This is a genomic window from Streptomyces sp. TP-A0874 (genome assembly GCF_001748085.1).
GTDB lineage: Bacteria > Actinomycetota > Actinomycetes > Streptomycetales > Streptomycetaceae > Streptomyces.
The window spans coordinates 593,600-608,806 of record NZ_BBZK01000005.1 but is presented as its reverse complement, the minus strand read 5'-3'; the positions used below and the strand labels follow the sequence as shown (position 1 = coordinate 608,806).

At 71.0% G+C, this 15,207-nt stretch carries 15 protein-coding genes and 2 tRNA genes; 11 read left to right on the top strand and 6 right to left on the bottom strand.

Features of this window, described 5'->3' with window-relative positions:
* Positions 1–15 precede the first annotated feature (15 nt).
* The 6 genes from purF to purS all read right to left on the bottom strand — a co-directional run bounded on the left by purF (position 16) and on the right by purS (position 6,887).
* Entirely contained in the window at positions 16–1,575 is a 1,560-nt protein-coding gene (gene purF / locus BGP73_RS10260) for an amidophosphoribosyltransferase (protein WP_069813917.1), read from the bottom strand.
* Between the two features lie 154 nt (positions 1,576–1,729).
* Positions 1,730–2,596, bottom strand: coding sequence for a sterol carrier family protein (locus BGP73_RS10255; protein ID WP_069813916.1), 867 nt, complete (start codon positions 2,594–2,596; stop codon positions 1,730–1,732).
* Positions 2,597–2,719: 123 nt separating this feature from the next.
* Positions 2,720–3,616 (bottom strand): M23 family metallopeptidase, encoded by an 897-nt coding sequence (locus BGP73_RS10250; protein WP_069813915.1) that lies wholly within the window; start codon positions 3,614–3,616, stop codon positions 2,720–2,722.
* A gap of 81 nt (positions 3,617–3,697) precedes the next feature.
* The gene (gene purL, locus BGP73_RS10245) at positions 3,698–5,947 is read right to left on the bottom strand and encodes a phosphoribosylformylglycinamidine synthase subunit PurL (protein ID WP_069813914.1); all 2,250 of its coding nucleotides are present in this window, start codon (positions 5,945–5,947) and stop codon (positions 3,698–3,700) included.
* Complete coding sequence (gene purQ / locus BGP73_RS10240) at positions 5,944–6,624, bottom strand: phosphoribosylformylglycinamidine synthase subunit PurQ (protein ID WP_069813913.1); 681 nt, start codon at positions 6,622–6,624, stop codon at positions 5,944–5,946. Before purQ ends, purL begins: the two co-directional genes overlap by 4 nt.
* The gene (purS, locus tag BGP73_RS10235; RefSeq protein WP_069813912.1) at positions 6,621–6,887 is read right to left on the bottom strand and encodes a phosphoribosylformylglycinamidine synthase subunit PurS; all 267 of its coding nucleotides are present in this window, start codon (positions 6,885–6,887) and stop codon (positions 6,621–6,623) included. The genes purQ and purS overlap by 4 nt, the downstream gene beginning before the upstream one ends.
* Before the next feature lie 341 nt (positions 6,888–7,228).
* Between purS and BGP73_RS10230 the strand changes: the two genes are divergently transcribed.
* From BGP73_RS10230 to BGP73_RS10185, 11 genes are all read left to right on the top strand, one after another.
* The gene (locus BGP73_RS10230; RefSeq protein ID WP_069813911.1) at positions 7,229–7,546 is read left to right on the top strand and encodes a histone-like nucleoid-structuring protein Lsr2; all 318 of its coding nucleotides are present in this window, start codon (positions 7,229–7,231) and stop codon (positions 7,544–7,546) included.
* Positions 7,547–7,635: 89 nt separating this feature from the next.
* A tRNA-Gly gene (locus BGP73_RS10225) sits at positions 7,636–7,707 on the top strand.
* Positions 7,708–7,802: 95 nt separating this feature from the next.
* Positions 7,803–7,875 (top strand) — tRNA-Gly (locus BGP73_RS10220).
* Positions 7,876–8,018: 143 nt separating this feature from the next.
* The gene (locus tag BGP73_RS10215) at positions 8,019–8,954 is read left to right on the top strand and encodes an ABC transporter ATP-binding protein (RefSeq protein ID WP_069813910.1); all 936 of its coding nucleotides are present in this window, start codon (positions 8,019–8,021) and stop codon (positions 8,952–8,954) included.
* The gene (locus BGP73_RS10210) at positions 8,951–9,718 is read left to right on the top strand and encodes an ABC transporter permease (protein WP_069813909.1); all 768 of its coding nucleotides are present in this window, start codon (positions 8,951–8,953) and stop codon (positions 9,716–9,718) included. The genes BGP73_RS10215 and BGP73_RS10210 overlap by 4 nt, the downstream gene beginning before the upstream one ends.
* Positions 9,691–10,980, top strand: coding sequence for a sensor histidine kinase (locus BGP73_RS10205; RefSeq protein ID WP_244501151.1), 1,290 nt, complete (start codon positions 9,691–9,693; stop codon positions 10,978–10,980). The genes BGP73_RS10210 and BGP73_RS10205 overlap by 28 nt, the downstream gene beginning before the upstream one ends.
* Positions 10,977–11,600 carry a response regulator transcription factor gene (locus tag BGP73_RS10200; RefSeq protein ID WP_069813906.1) on the top strand — a complete coding sequence of 208 codons (624 nt, stop codon included), beginning with the start codon at positions 10,977–10,979 and terminating at the stop codon, positions 11,598–11,600. The genes BGP73_RS10205 and BGP73_RS10200 overlap by 4 nt, the downstream gene beginning before the upstream one ends.
* Positions 11,601–12,004: 404 nt before the next feature.
* Entirely contained in the window at positions 12,005–12,178 is a 174-nt protein-coding gene (locus tag BGP73_RS23075) for a hypothetical protein (protein ID WP_170837784.1), read from the top strand.
* A gap of 53 nt (positions 12,179–12,231) precedes the next feature.
* Positions 12,232–12,411 carry a hypothetical protein gene (locus BGP73_RS10195; RefSeq protein WP_069813904.1) on the top strand — a complete coding sequence of 60 codons (180 nt, stop codon included), beginning with the start codon at positions 12,232–12,234 and terminating at the stop codon, positions 12,409–12,411.
* Between the two features lie 299 nt (positions 12,412–12,710).
* Positions 12,711–14,453: an alpha/beta fold hydrolase gene (locus BGP73_RS10190; RefSeq protein WP_244501150.1), complete on the top strand. Its 1,743-nt coding sequence runs from the start codon at positions 12,711–12,713 to the stop codon at positions 14,451–14,453.
* The gene (locus BGP73_RS10185; protein WP_069813902.1) at positions 14,450–15,088 is read left to right on the top strand and encodes a hypothetical protein; all 639 of its coding nucleotides are present in this window, start codon (positions 14,450–14,452) and stop codon (positions 15,086–15,088) included. Before BGP73_RS10190 ends, BGP73_RS10185 begins: the two co-directional genes overlap by 4 nt.
* Positions 15,089–15,207 lie beyond the last annotated feature (119 nt).

The window sequence follows — 15,207 nt, the reverse complement described above, 5'->3', positions numbered from 1 at the left end:
CGGCCGTCGGGCGGACTACGGGCGGCGCAGCGCTCCCGAGCCGCCGGGGCCGGGGGTCAGCGAGGTGACTCCGTCGAGGTCGGTGTGGGCTGCCTCGCGGGTCTCGGCTTCCAGCAGGCCCTTGCCCAGGAGTTCGGGGTCGGGTAGGTCCATCGGGTACTCACCGTCGAAGCAGGCGCGGCAGAGGTCGTCCTTGGCGATGGTGGTCGCCTCGACCATGGCGTCGAGGGAGATGTAGGCGAGCGAGTCCGCGCCGAGCGAGGCGCCGATCTCCTCGACCGAGAGGCCGTTGGCGATCAGCTCCGCCCGGGTGGCGAAGTCGATCCCGAAGAAGCACGGCCACTTGATCGGCGGGGAGGAGATCCGGACGTGCACCTCGGCCGCGCCGGCCTCCCTGAGCATCCGGACCAGGGCGCGCTGGGTGTTGCCGCGGACGATCGAGTCGTCGACCACCACCAGGCGCTTGCCCCGGATGACCTCCTTGAGCGGGTTGAGCTTCAGCCGGATGCCGAGCTGCCGGATGGTCTGGCTCGGCTGGATGAAGGTCCGGCCGACGTAGGAGTTCTTGACCAGCCCGGAGCCGTAGGGGATACCGCTGGCCTCGGCGTAGCCTACGGCGGCGGGCGTTCCGGACTCGGGGGTCGGTATCACCAGGTCGGCCTCGACCGGGGCCTCGGCGGCCAGCCTGCGGCCCATCTCCACCCGGGAGAGGTAGACGTTCCGCCCGGCGATGTCGGTGTCGGGGCGGGCCAGGTAGACGTACTCGAAGACGCAGCCCTTCGGCCGGGCCTCGGCGAAGCGGACCGAACGCATCCCGTTCTCGTCGATGGCCACCAGCTCGCCGGGTTCGATCTCCCGGATGACGCTCGCGCCGCAGATGTCGAGCGCCGCGGTCTCGCTGGCGATCACCCAGCCGCGCTCCAGTCGGCCGAGCACCAGGGGCCGGATGCCCTGCGGGTCGCGGGCGGCGTAGAGGGTCTGCTCGTCCATGAAGACCAGCGAGAAGGCTCCGCGCACCCTGGGCAGGACGACGGGGGCGGCCTGCTCGACGGTCAGCGGTCTGCCGTCCTGGTCGACCTGGCCGGCGAGGAGGGCGGTGATCAGGTCGGTGTCGTTGGTGGCCGCCACCTGGGTGGCCCGTCCGCCGTCCCGGGGCAGGTCGGCGACCATCTCGGCGAGCTGGGCGGTGTTGACGAGGTTGCCGTTGTGGCCGAGCGCCATCGAGCCGTGGGCGGTCGCGCGGAACGTCGGCTGCGCGTTCTCCCACACCGAGGCCCCGGTGGTGGAGTAGCGGGTGTGTCCGACCGCGATGTGGCCCTGGAGGGAGCCCAGTGAGGTTTCGTCGAAGACCTGCGAGACCAGTCCCATGTCCTTGAAGACCAGGATCTGGGAGCCGTTGCTCACCGCGATGCCCGCGGACTCCTGTCCACGGTGCTGTAGCGCGTACAGCCCGAAGTAGGTCAGTTTGGCGACCTCCTCGCCCGGAGCCCAGACCCCGAACACGCCGCAGGCGTCCTGGGGGCCTTTTTCGCCCGGAAGGAGATCGTGGCTGAGTAGCCCATCACCACGTGGCACGTCTCCGAGTCTAAGGCCAAGCCCCGGTCCAGCCGAACCGGTGGTGGTCTCCGGAGCCTCCGCGGATTCCCGGGGTAGACCGATCACACCGCTCTGACCTGCGGTTTTACAGATGTCCAGAGCAGGGCGAGTGGGATGTGCCACGTCCGGCCGGTCAGCTGCCACCCTCCGCCGCGGGTGGTTCCGCCCGCTCCCGGAACACCGGCAGCAGCTCCGACAGGTCAGCCCGCTCGCCACTGGCGGTCAGCCGTGAGCCGCCGGCCGCCTCCCACCAGGGCAGCCGGCCGGTGGCCAGTCGGATCCAGGTGAGCGGTTCGGTCTCCACGACGTTGGGCGGGGTGCCCCGGGTGTGCCTGGGGCCCTCGACGCACTGGACGACGGCGAACGGCGGGATCCGGAGCTCGACCGATCCGCCCGGGGCCCGGGCCGCCAGCGTGTCGGCGAGCAGTCGGGTGACGGTGGCCAGTGCCTCCCGGTCGTGGCGGATCGCGGCGCCGGTGGCCGCGGTCAGGTCGTCGCCGTGCACCACGACCTCGAGCAGGCGGGTGACCAGGAAGTCGTCCACGGTCAGCACGCCGAGTGCGGTGCCGACCAGCTCCCCCCGGCCCTCGGTGGCGGCGACCGCCTCCTCGAGCGCCACGACCGCCGCGTCCAGCCGCTCCAGTACGGCTCGCGGCTCGTCGGACGGCAGCGCCTCGGAGTCCCGCACGGCGGCATCCGCGACCTCGGCGGCCCGCACGGAGAGACCGCCCACGTAGCCCTGGAGGTCGATCCGCTCCCCGGTCGAGGGGCCCCGGAGCCCGCGTGGCAGCGCCTCCAGGGCCCGGGCGAGGTGCGTGATCAGGTCGCGGACCGTCCAGGAGCCCAGCCGGGTGCGGGCCTGGAGCAGTTGCCGCGCGTCCTCCGCCGCGCAGACGACGGCCACGGCTCCCCGCACCGCCCGCAGCTCGGCGTCGAGCGCCGCGCGCACCTTCGCGGGGTCGTATCTGCGGGGGCGTGGCCTGCGGGTTGCGGTGGGCATGGCACCACACCCTAAGGGCTGGTCCATGGCCTCCGGTGGACCAGCGCACGGCGACCGGCTCGGTGCACCGCGAGGCGGACGGTCCGGACCGGGGCCGCTGCCGGACCTCCCCTCACCTCGGCTTCAGTCGGTGGCGGCGCTGGCCTCGGCCGGGTCGTCGTCGCTCCGCCCGTAACCGGCCGCCGGCGCCTCGAAGGGCTCGCCGTTCCGCGGCACGCCCAGACCGCGCCAGCCGAACGGCAGACCGCGGGCGATGTGCAGGTCGAGCCGGTCCATCAGTTGGAAGTGCAGGTGCGGCTCGGTGGAGTTGCCGGAGTTCCCGACCTGGGCGATCTGCTGGCCGGCGCGGACCCGGTCGCCCTCCCCGACCATGACCGAGCCCCTCCGCAGGTGCGCGTACAGGGCGTACACGCCGTCTCCCAGGTCGAGCACGACGTGGTTGCCGATGAGCCCGCCCGGCCCGGAGGCGTCCCGGACCACCGCCTCAAGGAAGAAGACGGGCAGCGCCGGGTACGAGTTGCGGCTGAGGTGGTCGCGGCGGTGCTGGCGGACCCGCACCACCGTGCCGTCGGCCACGGCGAGCGCCGGCGCCCCGAAGGAGGGGAAGTCCTCGGGCCGGCGGGCCACCGGCCACCAGCCGAAGGGCGGCCGGGAGCCGTCCACCGGCTCCCGCACCACGTCGATCGCGTAGGCCTGGCCGTAGCCCCGCTGGCCGTGGCTGGGTACCCGGTCGGCCGGGCTGTTCAGGGCAGTCCAGCGGCCGGAGACGGGTGGCTCGACCTCGGTCGGCGGCCTGGGCCCGCCCTGCTCCGGCGGCAGGGGGCGGCGAGCCCGGCCGGGGAGCAGTTCCGTGCCCAGCACCAAGACCACGACGGTGATCCGGGCCCAGCCGGGCACGGAGAGCGGGGCTGGGGAGAAGTCGATCAAGACGAGCACCAGCAGCAGGCCGTAGAGCCCCGGGCGCGCTCGTTTCAGCTGGTGGACGGCGGACTGGACGACCGGGTGGTCCAGCACGGACATCGGCTCCCCCTGGGACTGGTCGGACGACGGACGAGCCCCCGTCCACAGCCTGTGGACGGGGGCTCGGGGCGGCTGCTCAGATCACGCCAGCAGTCCCGGGATCGTCGCCTCGTGGGCCTCCCGGAGCTCGGCGAGCGGGATGTCGAACTGCCCCTGCACCTCGACCGATTCTCCGTCGACCACGCCGATCCGCGCCGCAGGCAGGCCGCGGGCACCGCACATGTCGGTGAACCGGACCTCTTCGCTCCGCGGCACGGCCACGATCGCCCGCCCGGCGGACTCCGAGAAGAGGAAGACGAACGGGTCCAGGTCGTCCGGCACGACCACCCGGGCGCCCCGCCCGCCCCGGAGGCAGGACTCGACCAGGGCCTGCACCAGCCCGCCGTCGGAGAGGTCGTGGGCGGCGTCGACCATGCCGTCGCGGGAGGCCGCGACGAGGATCTCGGCCAGCAGCCGCTCCCGCTCCAGGTCCACCGCCGGCGGCCGTCCGCCGAGGTGGTCGTGGATAACCTGCGACCAGGCCGAGCCGCCCAGTTCCTCCCGGGTCTCGCCGAGCAGGTAGATCAGCTGGCCCTCCTCCGCGAAGGCCATCTGGGTCCGGCGGTTGACGTCGTCGATGACGCCGAGCACCCCGACCACCGGTGTCGGGTGGATGGCGGTGTCCCCGGTCTGGTTGTAGAGGGAGACGTTCCCGCCGGTCACCGGGGTGCCGAGGGTCAGGCAGGCGTCCGCCAGCCCGCGGCATGCCTCCGCGAACTGCCACATGACCGCCGGGTCCTCGGGGGAGCCGAAGTTGAGGCAGTCGGTGACCGCCAGCGGCTTGGCGCCGGTGGCGGCGACGTTCCGGTAGGACTCGGCCAGCGCCAGTTGGGCGCCGGTGTACGGGTCGAGCTTGGCGTAGCGGCCGTTGCCGTCGGTGGCGACCGCGACCCCGAGGTTCGTGTCCTCGTCGATGCGGACCATCCCGGAGTCCTCCGGCTGCGCGAGCACGGTGTTGCCCTGCACGAACCGGTCGTACTGGTCGGTCACCCAGGCCTTGGAGGCCTGGTTCGGCGAGGCGACGAGCCGCAGCACCTGCTCCCGCAGTTCCCGGCCGTCGGTCGGGCGCGGCAGCCGGCCGGGGTCGTCGGCCTGCAGGGCGTCCTGCCACTCCGGGCGGGCCAGCGGGCGCTGGTAGGTGGGGCCCTCGTGGGCGACGGACCGCGGTGGCACGTCGACGATCTGCTCGCCGTGCCAGAAGATCTCCAGACGGGAGCCCTCCGTCACCTCACCGATGACCGTGGCGCCCACGTCCCACTTCTCGCAGATCTCCAGGAAGCGGTCGACCTTGTCGGGCTCGACGATGGCGCACATCCGCTCCTGCGACTCGCTCATCAGGATCTCCTCCGGGGAGAGCGAGGAGTCGCGCAGCGGCACGGCGTCGAGTTCGATGCGCATCCCACCGGAGCCCGCCGAGGCCAGCTCGCTGGTGGCGCAGGACAGCCCGGCCCCGCCGAGGTCCTGGATCCCCGCGACCAGCTTCTCGCCGAAGATCTCCAGGGTGCACTCGATCAGCAGCTTCTCCTGGAACGGGTCGCCGACCTGCACCGCGGGCCGCTTGGCCGGCTTGGTGTCGTCGAAGGTCTCGGAGGCGAGCACCGAGACCCCGCCGATGCCGTCGCCACCGGTCCGGGCGCCGTAGAGGATCACCTTGTTACCGACGCCCGAGGCCTTGGCCAGGTGGATGTCCTCATGCCGCATCACACCCACACACAAGGCGTTGACCAGCGGGTTCCCCTGGTAGCAGGGGTCGAAGACGACCTCGCCGCCGATGTTCGGCAGGCCGAGGCAGTTCCCGTAGCCGCCGATGCCGGCGACCACCCCGGGCAGCACCCGCCGGGTGTCCGGGTGGTCGGCCGCCCCGAACCGCAGCGGGTCCATCACCGCGATCGGACGGGCGCCCATGGCCAGGATGTCGCGGACGATGCCGCCGACTCCGGTGGCCGCCCCCTGGTAGGGCTCGATGTAGGAGGGGTGGTTGTGCGACTCCACCTTGAAGGTGACGGCGTAGCCCTGGCCGACGTCGACGACGCCCGCGTTCTCACCGATCCCGACGAGCATCGCGTCGCTCTCCGGCGCCTTCTCCCCGAACTGCCGGAGATGGACCTTGCTCGACTTGTACGAGCAGTGCTCCGACCACATGACGGAGTACATCGCCAGCTCCGCACCGGTCGGCCGGCGACCGAGGATCTCCCGGACGCGCTGGTACTCGTCCGGCTTGAGGCCGAGCTCGGCCCACGGCTGCTCGGTCTGCGGGGTGCTGGCCGCACGCCCCACGGTGTCCAGGGTCATACGGCGACCAGCCTCTTCAGGATCGAGGTGAAGAATCCGAGCCCGTCCGTCCCGCCGGTGCCGGTCAGCGGCTCCACGGCGTGCTCCGGGTGGGGCATGAGGCCGACGACGTTGCCCGCCCCGTTGGTGATGCCGGCGATGTCGCGCAGCGAACCGTTCGGGTTGGAGCCCAGGTAGCGGAAGGCGACCCGGCCCTCGGCCTCCAGCATGTCGAGGGTGCGCTCGTCGGCGGTGTAGCGGCCGTCCATGTTCTTCAGCGGAATCCGGATCTCCTGGCCCTCGGTGTAGTCGGAGGTCCAGGCCGTGCCGGTGTTCTCCACCCGGAGCCGCTGCTCCCGGCAGACGAAGTGCAGGTGGTTGTTGCGCAGCATGGCGCCGGGCAGCAGGTGCGACTCGGTCAGCACCTGGAAGCCGTTGCAGATGCCGAGCACCGGCAGCCCTTCCCGGGCGCCGGCGATCACGCTCTCCATCACGGGGGAGAAGCGGGCGATCGCCCCGGCGCGCAGGTAGTCGCCGTAGCTGAAACCGCCGGGCAGCACCACGGCGTCGACCTGGTGCAGGTCGCGGTCGCGGTGCCAGAGGGAGACCGGCTCGGCGCCGGCGACCCGGATCGCCCGCCGGCTGTCCTGGTCGTCGAGGCTGCCGGGGAAGGTGATCACTCCGATCCGGGCGGTCATGACGCGGCCTTCTCGGTCTCGGGCTCGACGCGGACGGTGAAGTCCTCGATCACGGTGTTGGCGAGGAACGTCTCCGCCAGTTCTCGGACCCGGGCGAGGGCCGCGTCATCGACGGGCCCCTCGACCTCGAGCTCGAAACGCTTTCCCTGGCGGACCTGCGAGACCCCTTGGAAACCGAGGCCCGGCAGCGCACGCTGCACGGCCTGGCCCTGCGGGTCGAGGATCTCCGGCTTGAGCATGACGTCGACTACGACGCGTGCCACTGGCACTCCCGGTGTGTGGTGCGGCTGGCGGTGACTGCTGGGCACCACGCCCTCGGCGCCGCGGCCCCAGCCCCCCGATCAGATGACTTCAGCCTACATCGCCCGAAATTCTACGCGAGTAGATATACTTCCTTTCCCGATCAGACCCGATCGCCGCCCGCTAAAAACACCCGGGAAAATCACCCGCCCCCCATTGCCTCATGACACGCGGATGGAATTAACTGGGTTTCGCAATACAATGCCTTCGCTGTACAAATGAAATAGCTCCGACCCCCGACCGTTCCGGCCTTCCGCGTCCTCCCACGTCAGCGCGGTGGAGCCGCCAGAAAGGACCGACATCCGTGGCACAGCGCGTAGTCGTCACACTCTCCGATGACATCGACGGCGGGGAAGCGTCGGAGACGGTTCTCTTCGGCCTGGACGGTAAGTCGTACGAGATCGACCTGAATCATTCGAATGCGAAGAAACTGCGGGGGGCGCTGGCACCCTACGTGGCGGCCGGCCGCAAGCGCTCCAGGTCGGGCAGGACCTACCGCCGCACCTCGGTCGCGCCGGACCCGGCCGCCGTCCGCGCCTGGGCCCGCTCCAACAACATGGAGGTGCCGCCGCGCGGCCGGATCCCCAAGCGGGTCTACGAGGCCTTCGAAGCCGCCAGTTGAGCCGACTTGCGCCGCACCCCGGGTGATCGGCTAAAGTCTGGGACACGCCGAGGGGCGAGGCCGAGAGGCCGAACCCCCCGAGAAGTCTCGCGGGTGTAGCTCAGTAGTAGAGCGCCCCCTTTCCAAGGGGGAGGCGCAGTGTGCGATTCCTGTCACCCGCTCTCATCGTCTTCCGGACCACTCAATCGGGTCAGGTAAGATGGTGTTCGCACTGAATGATGTGGGCCTCGTCCAGGGATTCCCGATTCAGTCGCATGCGGACGTAGCTCAGTTGGTAGAGCATCACCTTGCCAAGGTGAGGGTCGCGAGTTCGAATCTCGTCGTCCGCTCCGTCGAGAAGGGCCCCGGTCGATATGACCGGGGCCCTTCTCCGTCTCTCCCACCGCCCTTCCGCTCTCCGATGACATTTGTCATGGGCAGTGGTGACAGCCCGCACTGTCGAGGTGGCTCGGCACCGGCGACCCTTGACCTCATGACAAGCGACGAGACAGTGATCGAGGTCACCGAGCTGCGGCGCAGCTACGGCGGTGGCTTCGAGGCCGTGCGCGGCGTCTCCTTCTCGGTGGCCCGCGGCGAGCTGTTCGCCCTGCTGGGGACGAACGGAGCCGGCAAGACCTCGACGGTCGAGCTGCTCGAGGGGCTCGCCCGGCCCAGCGGCGGGCAGGTCAAGCTGCTGGGCCGCGATCCGTGCGACGAGCGGGCCCACGTCCGCCCCCGGATCGGGATCATGCTCCAGGAAGGCGGCTTCCCCTCCGAACTGACGGTCACCGAGACACTCCGGATGTGGGCCGGCTGCACGAGCGGTGCGCGGCCGATCGGCGAGGTGCTCGCGCTGGTCTCCCTGACCCAGCGGGCCGAGGTGCGCGTCAAGCAGCTCTCCGGGGGCGAGCGGCGCCGGCTGGATCTGGCGCTGGCCGTCCTCGGCAGGCCGGAGGTGCTCTTCCTCGACGAGCCCACCACCGGCATGGACGCCGAAGGCCGCCGGGACACCTGGAGGTTGGTCCGGGAGCTCCAGGCCGCGGGCACGACGGTGGTGTTGACCACGCACTACCTGGAGGAGGCCGAGGAACTGGCCGACCGGCTGGCGATCATGCACGGGGGGCGGATCGTCGCCTCGGGCACGCCCGAGGAGGTCACCGCCGCCCGGCCGTCCCGTATCCGCTTCCGGCTGCCGGAGGGCGTCGCGGCGGAGCAACTGCCGCTCGACGCCACGGTGGAGGGGCGGCGGGTCGAGATCCGCACCGAGCAGCTCCAGGACTCGTTGATCCGGCTGCTGCTCTGGGCGCGCGACCGGAACCTGGAGTTGGCCGGGCTGGACGCTCGGGCGGCCTCGTTGGAAGAGGCGTTCCTGGAGATCAGCCGCTCCCGGGAGGCGCGGCCCGAGACGGTTGGGGTGGGTGCGGAATGAGTTCGACGGTCCTGGGACGGATACGGGCGCTCGGACGGGCCGAGCTGACGCTGCTGCTGCGCAACCGCACGGCGGTGTTCACCGTCGCGCTGCTGCCGGTCTGCATGGTCCTGTTCGCGCGGACGACGATGGCGGACATCAACCTCGCCGGCACCGGCCTGGAATTCTCCGGGGTGCTGATGACCGGCGGTATCGCCACCGTGCTGTTGATGGTCGTCTACGCCAGCCTGGTCCCCGCCTACGTCACCAGGCGCGAGGAGTTGGTGCTCAAACGGCTGCGCACCGGTGAGGCCGCGGACTGGGAGATCATGGCCGGCACCGCGCTGCCGGTGGTGGTCGCCGCGCTGGTCCAGTGCGCGCTGCTGATCGCCGCCGGGGCCCTGCTGATGGACGTGGGCCTGCCGGAGCGGCCGGATCTGCTGCTGGCGGGGGTGGCCTTGGGGCTGCTGCTGATGGTGGGCCTGGGGGCCGCGACCGCAGTCTTCACCAAGACCGTGGAGAGCGCCCAGGTCACCACGTTGCCGCTGCTGATGGTGTCGTTGGGCGGCTCCGGCCTGTTCGTGCCCCTGGACGTCCTTCCCGACCCGGTGGCGGACGGGCTGCGGATGCTGCCGCTCTCCCCGGTGGTGGATCTGGTCCGGGCCGGCTGGCTGGGCGGTCTCGGGGCGTTCGACGCGGTGCGGGCGCTCGCGCTGGCGGTGGCCTGGGCCGCGTTGTCGGTGTTTGCTGTACGCCGGTGGTTCCGCTGGGAACCCCGGCGTTGACGCTGGGGCCGGCGGTCTGGCGGGAGAGCGGTGGAGGGGTGGCCATGTCACCGCGGACGTTGACGGCCTGGTGGGATCGGCGGAGCGATCCGGCCCGTATCGAGCTGTACACCCGCTGGACCTTCTTCCTTTTCGCCGTACTGGAGGCCGTCGCCATCGGCAGCCGGGTGGCGCTGGGCGACGCGCCGATGGCCACCCGGATCGGGCTGACCACCCTGGTCGCGATCCACGCCGGTCTGGTCGGAGCGGCCTGCTCGACGGCGCTGAACTGGGCGCTCGACCGCCGGGAACGCCCCACCGGTCTGCTGGCCGCCGCCGCCGCGCTCTCCGCACTGCCGCTGCTCCTCGCGCCCGTCCTGCGGGCGGTGGACGCCCTTCCCGGGCAGGTGCCGACCGCGTTGGTGACCTTGGGCCCGCTGACCGTCGGGCTGATGCCGCTGACCATCAACCTCCGTCCGGCAGGCCGGGTCAGCGCTCTGGTGCTGGGCACGTCGCTGCTGGCGGCGCCGGTGGCGGTCGGTATGGGCGCCTCGCTGTGGCAGGCGTGGGCCTTCGGCCTCGCCGTGCTGGTCGCGGGGCTGTCGTTCGCCTTCACCGCCCGTTTCTCCACCTGGCTGCTGGCCGCGGTCTGGGAACTCGACCGGGCCCGGGAGACCCAGGCGCGGCTGGCGGTCGCCGAGGAGCGGCTGCGCTTCAGCCGAGACCTGCACGACGTGCTCGGCCGGAACCTGTCGGTGATCGCGCTCAAGAGCGAGTTGGCGGCCCAACTGGGCCAGCGCGGCTCGCCCGCCGCCGTCGACCAGATGGTCGAGGTGCAGCGGATCGCGCGGGAGTCGCAACGGGAGGTGCGGGAGGTGGTGCGCGGTTACCGCAGGGCCGATCTGCGCACCGAACTCGCCGGGACCCGCAGCATCCTGCGGGCCGCGGGCATCGACTGCCGGATCGAGGACGGCGGGGTGGGCACCCTGCCCGAAGAGGTCCAGTCCGCCCTGGGCTGGGTGGTCCGGGAGGGCACGACCAACGTGCTCCGCCACGCCAACGCCGAGCAGTGCACGGTGTCCCTCCGGATCGGCGGCAGCGCTGTGCTGGTCATGGAGAACGACGGGGCCGTCCCGGAGTCCGCGACGGCGGCGGGCGGCAGCGGCCTGGCGGGGCTGAGGGAGCGGCTGGCCCCGTTCGACGGCTCCCTGGAGTCCGGGCCGCTGCCGGGTGGACGGTTCCGGCTGACGGCCGAGCTGCCGGTGGGAAAGGTGACGACGTGAGTGCGGAACCCCGGCCGATCCGCGTGCTGCTGGCCGATGACGAGCACCTCATCCGGGGCGCGCTGGCGGCGCTGCTGGGCCTGGAGGAGGACTTGCTGGTGGTGGCCGAGGCGGCCTCCGGACCGGAGGCTCTGGCCATGGCGCGGGCGCACCGGCCCGATGTGGCGGTGCTGGACCTGCAGATGCCCGGTTCCGACGGGGTCGCGGTGGCCGCCGCCCTCCGGGGTGAGCTGCCCGACTGCGCCACGATGATCGTCACCGGCCACGGGCGGCCCGGCCACCTTCGGCGGGCGCTCTCCGCCGGGGTGCGTGGTTTCGTCCCCAAGACCGTCTCGGCGCAGCACCTGGCGGAGATCATCCGCACGGTCCGTTCCGGGCGCCGTTACGTGGATCCGGAGTTGGCCGCGGACGCGATCAGTTCGGGGGAGTCCCCGCTCTCGGACCGGGAGACGGAGCTGCTGGAGCTCGCGGCCGACGGCGCCCCCATCGCGGAGATCGCCCGGAGAGCGGCGCTGGCGCCGGGAACCGTGCGCAACTACCTCTCCTCCGCCGTAATGAAACTTTCCGCCGAGAACCGGCACGCAGCGGTGCGTATCGCGCGCGCTCAGGGATGGCTCTGAGGGGTTTGTACACCCGGGGCACAAAGCTGAACCGGGCCGTGCAGCTATCTGCCACCGATCCCCATTCAGTGGCCAGTCGAGCCCTGGCATTCTTCCGAAGGCCGGAGCCGACCACGATATTCAAGGGAGGAAAGAGTGCGAATCCGATCGGAATTTCGTCCTGCGAAGACCGATTCAGGCAGCTTCGCCTGTCGGCTTTCCAGTGTTCTGATACTGAGCGTCGCCGTGACCGCGTTCTCCGTATCGACGAGCTCGGCGGCGCCGGTTTCCACGCAACACGGGAATGGCGTGGTGCCTCAGGTCTGCGAACTGCAGATTCCGGCTCCGGCGGATCTGGGCAAACTGCCCATCTGTCAGCTCGTCAACGGCTGGCAGTAATCCGCATGAATCCATAAGGAGTTCGCATGCTGGAAGAGAAGCTCAACACCACCGACCTCGGTCTGCTCGACGAGACCACCGAGGGTGCTGTTACCGAGTCGGCCATGGTCGTCCTGGCCACCCCGGCCGCCGCCGCGGCGTTCGTCGCCGGCGCCGCCATCGTGACCGGCGCCTACGCCGCCGGCAAGGCCGTCGGCTGAGCCAGCCGGCCCTTTCGTTCAGAGCCACCCCCCAAACCAGACAGGAGCTCGCAATGATCGAGATGGACTCGTACATCAACCGGTCCGCCGCTCTCGCGGACATCGACGTCGAGGACACCGCCGGCACCCTCTTCAGCGGCGCCCACCCGGTGCTGGTGACCCCTGCCGCCTTCCTCGGCGGCGTTGCGGTCGCCTCCGCCACCGTCGCGGCCTTCGAGGCCGGCCGCGGCTGACCTTGGCCACGGGCGTTAACCAGCAGTGAAGTTGCCCGGCCGGTAGCACCGTCACCGGCCGGGCAGCGTTCCCACCGCTTCCCGCTGCCGTCCCGTCACCGCCCCATCCGCCACCCCCACACCCAGAACCGCCGACCCCGGGCACCCTGGAGGCTGCCGTGAAACTGCCGGGAAAGCTGGTATCCGCGCTGTTCGGGCCGATCCCCGTCTCGCGTGACCGCGCTCTAGGCGCATCGGAACGACTGAGTGCTTGCACGTCGCTGACCTCCAGCCTGGAGTACCTGAGCCAGCGCCACAACATGCGGAAGGGAGGGCTGAACGACTGGAGCATCGCCCGGGACGTGCACGTCGGCTCCACCCGGCTCACCCGCCGCTTCCTGGACTTCGTGGGCAACGAGAAGACCACGACCGCCCTCCACGCGGCACGGGTCGCCGCCAGCGCCGGCCTGCTGCTGCCCGGCAACGGGAAGTGGCGGGGCGCGGCCAACGTCTTCCTCGGCCTCAGCAACGCGGCGCTGTACCCCCGCCACCGCTACGGCACCGACGGCTCCGACCAGGTGTCCACGCTGGTCCAGACGACCACCGGACTGGCCCGGCTCTCCTCCTCGGAGAACGTCCAGGACACCCTGATGTGGTACGTGGCGCTCCAGGCCAACATGTCGTACCTGATCTCCGGTTGGGTCAAGCTGCTCGGCAGGCCCTGGCGGGACGGATCCGCGCTGGCCGGGGTGATGCGCACCAGGACCTACGGGCATGAGGGCTTCTTCCGGCTCGCCCAGCGGTACCCGGTGCCCGCGCGGTACCTCGCGCACGGCGTCCTCGCCCTGGAGTGCCTGTTCCCGATCGCCTACGCCAAGGGCGGGCTGCTGGCCCGGCCGATCATCGCCAGCGCGGCGAGCTTCCACGTGGCCAACGGCTTCCTGATGGGGCTCGGGCGCTTCGTGACCTCCTTCGTCTCCATGCACCCGATGGTGGCGTACACCAGCACGCCCAAGGACCACCCCGCGGTGGCCGGCCGGGACGACCGCGCCCTGCTGACGGTGCTGGTGACGGGGGCCGGCGCGGTGGCGACCGCCGCCGCCGTGGCCGGGACCCGCCGGGCCCGGGCGGCCGACCGGTACCCCGGCACCCGCAAGCTGGTCACCCGGCACGGCAACACCCTCACCTACGAGGCCCGGCTGTCGGGGCGGGACTCCGACCCGGTCATCGTCTTCGTGCCGGGCATGGCCTCCACCTCCGAGCACTTCGGATGGATCACCGACACGCTGGTCTCGGAGAGCGACTTCGACCTCGTCACCTACAACCGGGCGGGGTACGCGGCCAGCACCTACGCGGGCGGCCGGGAGTTCACCCTGGGCGAGTCGGTCGACGACCTGGTGGACCTCATCGACGGGGTGGTCCCGGCGGGCCGGAAGGTCGTCATCGCCGGTCACTCGCTGGGCGGGGAGATCGCCCGGCGGACGGCGGGGCAGCTGGGCGACCGGCTGCACGGCATCGTCTACCTGGACAGCTCGCACCCTGGTGAGCTGATCCGCTCGCAGCAGCAGAGCGAGTCCGCGAAGAAGTTCAGCGACGGTCTCAGCCTGTTCGTCGGCAGCCTGCGGGCCGGGCTCGGCATCCTGCTGGTGCGCCCGAACTGGGTCAACAGCCTGCCGGCCAACTACCGTTCCCGGGCCTTCGCCCAGTACGCGGACACCCGGCTGTGGACGGCCGGCACACGCGAGTGGAAGGCCACCGAGAAGGATTTCCGGTCCTTCGACGGCGAACTGGGCGAGATCGACGCCCACGCCCTGGTGATCTCCGCCCAGCGGACGGTGGACCGGGACCCGGAGCACCTGCTCATGCACCACGAGTTGGCCGACGCGCACCGCCGCCGCGGCAAGGTCGTGCGGACCACCGTCATCGACGGGGCGGACCACGACAGCATGCTCACCAACGCCCGGCTGAGCACCCGGGTGAGCCGGCGGATCCAGGAGTTCGTCACGGAGATCTCCCGGACCGGCGAGGCCGTGTCCGACGCCCTGAAGGAGGAGGCCCGATGAGCACGGCGTCACAGCCGCGGTCACTGCTGAAGCGCGCCCTGACCGGCCCCGGAGCGGTCACCAGGGTGGCGACGGCGGCCGTCCTCTTCGGCACGCTGGCCGCCCAGCACCCGAACCCCGGCTTCAACCGGGTGCAGCGGTCCGACATCTTCTCCGCCCTCTACCCGAACTGGCGGTTCTTCGCCCCCACCCCCGCCCAGCACGACTACCACTTCTTCTACCGGACGCTGGACCACAGCGGGGAGACGTCGAAGTGGCGGCTGGTCGACGTCATCTCCGGGCGGAAGTTCCGGCAGATCGCCTGGTTCCCCGGGCGGCGTCCGGAGAAGGCGGTCTTCGACATCTGCAGTGAGCTGATCACCTCGATCGACAAGGGTTTCGACGAGATCGTGCCGCTGCCCGCTTACCGCATGCTGGTCAACTTCCTGCGGCGGGAGATAGGGCAGGCCCCCGGCGCCTCCGGGGTGAAGGGTTTCCAGTTCACCCTGACCAGGGCCACCGGGTACGACGAGTCGAACGAGCCCGAGATCATCTTCGTCTCGCCCTACACCCCGATGGCCGAGGACGAATCCGTATCCAGACCACGCACCAGGGTGACCCCGGCCACCCCGGACGCGGTAAAGACAAAGTCTTGAGTGATAACTGATGAGCCAGCAACCGAGGAGCGTTTTCGGCAATATGAGCGCAGCGACGATCACCATCTTCGTCATCGCCATCATCATCATCGCGGCGATCGCCTGGAAGACGATGAAGT